Consider the following 1,672-nt stretch of genomic DNA (forward strand, 5'->3'; position numbering starts at 1 on the left):
GAGTTGTGTGCATCGTGAAGTTGCAGGTCACGGGGCTGGTGTGCATGGGCTTCGGGGTGCTCGTGCTGGTCGGGGGCGTATGACTCCCGGCAAGATCGTCGGTCAGCGTGCGACTTCGTGGTTCGTCAGGACCAGCAGGGCCCTCACCAGTGTGGTCGCCCACTTCGGGTCGGTGCGGACCTTGCCGAGCACGCGCCAGTTCTTCAGGTGCGCGAAGCCGTGCTCGACCGGTGCCCGGACCGCGGCCAGTGCCTTATTGGACAGTTTCTGGCCGCGGGTCAGGGGCCGGTTGCGGGCGGCCTTGTAGCCGGTGATCACCGCCGGGTCGGCGTCCGGGCCGCTGTCGTCCAGGCCGACGAAGCCCAGGTCGGCGATCGCGCCGAGCCCGGCCGCGCGGAGGTGGACGGTGAGCTTGTCGTGCCGGCAGGCGGTGATCTCCGAGGTCCGACCGGGCCGGGCGGCCGAGACCCAGAGCAGACGGCCCTTGTCGTCGGTGAGCGCGATCACGAGCAGGCCGTGACACTTGCTCTTGCCGGAGTAGTTCTTCCGGTTCTCGGCTCCGGTGCGGCGGCGGGTGCGTATCAGCGAGCCGTCCAGCAGTACGACTCCGCCACCGGATCGGGTGATCTTCTTCAGCGCGCGGTCCAGGCGCGGAGCGCGGGCGGCCAGCAGGCCGACGACCTCCCGGACCCAGCGGGTGACGGTGGTGCGGTGCACCCCGTTTCCGCCGGCCAGATCGCCGGGCCGCTGGTCACAGCGCAGCACCGCCAGCACGATCCCCGCGATCTTCCCCGGCGGCAGGGCCCGCCACCGTGAGCCGATCTTCTTGCAGTGGCCGCGTATCAGGGTGGCGAGGTAGTTCAGGGTGGCACTCGACAGCGGCAGGCGGGCGGTGTAGACAAGGCCGTCAGGGCCCTCGGTGAAACTGTTGTTTTTCTTCACACCAAACTCAACTGCCGCCGGGGGCCCGCTGGTTACGCCCCGGCCCCCCCGGTCCCGGCGCGGGCTACCGGCGTGCGGTGAACCGTCCGTCGGGCCGCTTGTGCAGCCAGCCACGATCAGCGAGCTTGGTCATCTTCGCCCGCAGCGGCTCCAGCTTCCCGCGTACCGCAACCTCAAATCCCAGCTCCTCGCCCACCGCCCTGACCTGCACCGGACCGTCACCAGCCCGAACGATCTGAAGGATCCTGCGGTAGTCACCGGGCAGCGCGGTCTCGTCCGGGGCCTCGCCGCGGTGCGGGATCAGCAGCACCGCACGCCCCGCCACCTGCGCTTTCACCGGAGCCACCCGGGCGGCAGCCTCTACCTCGGCCCGGTCCTGTTCGGCCAGCCGATGCAGCACCCGCTCGGCGATCACCAACTCCTCCCGCTCCGCCTCGACCTCCCCAAGCCGCTTGCCCAAATCCTCGGCGAGCGCGTCCAGCTCGCTCCGGCGAGCCGTGATCCGCTCCAGCTCGGACATCCCCGCCCCCTCCCCGCGATCCGGTGGTGCATCCGTACGGCGACGGATCGTAGGCGGACCCTCACAACAGGCGCAGCAGAACCCGAGAACCGCCCCGGCCCACCTGACAGACGATCTTCATCGTGGACACCGCCCGCCGACCAGCGCGAGCACGGAAGGACGCCCGCACACCAGACCCGTGACCTGCAACTTCACGATGCACACCGCTCA

General features: G+C 70.0%; 2 protein-coding genes. Both read right to left on the minus strand.

The features are described 5' to 3' along the window. Positions 1-102: 102 nt before the first annotated feature. Entirely contained in the window at positions 103-942 is an 840-nt protein-coding gene (locus tag AB0903_RS34290) for a transposase family protein (RefSeq protein ID WP_366708734.1), read from the minus strand. A 64-nt stretch (positions 943-1,006) separates the two neighbouring features. After that, a complete protein-coding gene (locus AB0903_RS34295) occupies positions 1,007-1,462 on the minus strand; it encodes a hypothetical protein (protein WP_366708736.1) in 456 nt (151 codons plus the stop codon). Positions 1,463-1,672 lie beyond the last annotated feature (210 nt).

Source organism: Streptomyces sp. NPDC048389 (assembly GCF_040706335.1).
In the GTDB taxonomy this organism is placed as follows: Bacteria; Actinomycetota; Actinomycetes; order Streptomycetales; family Streptomycetaceae; genus Streptomyces.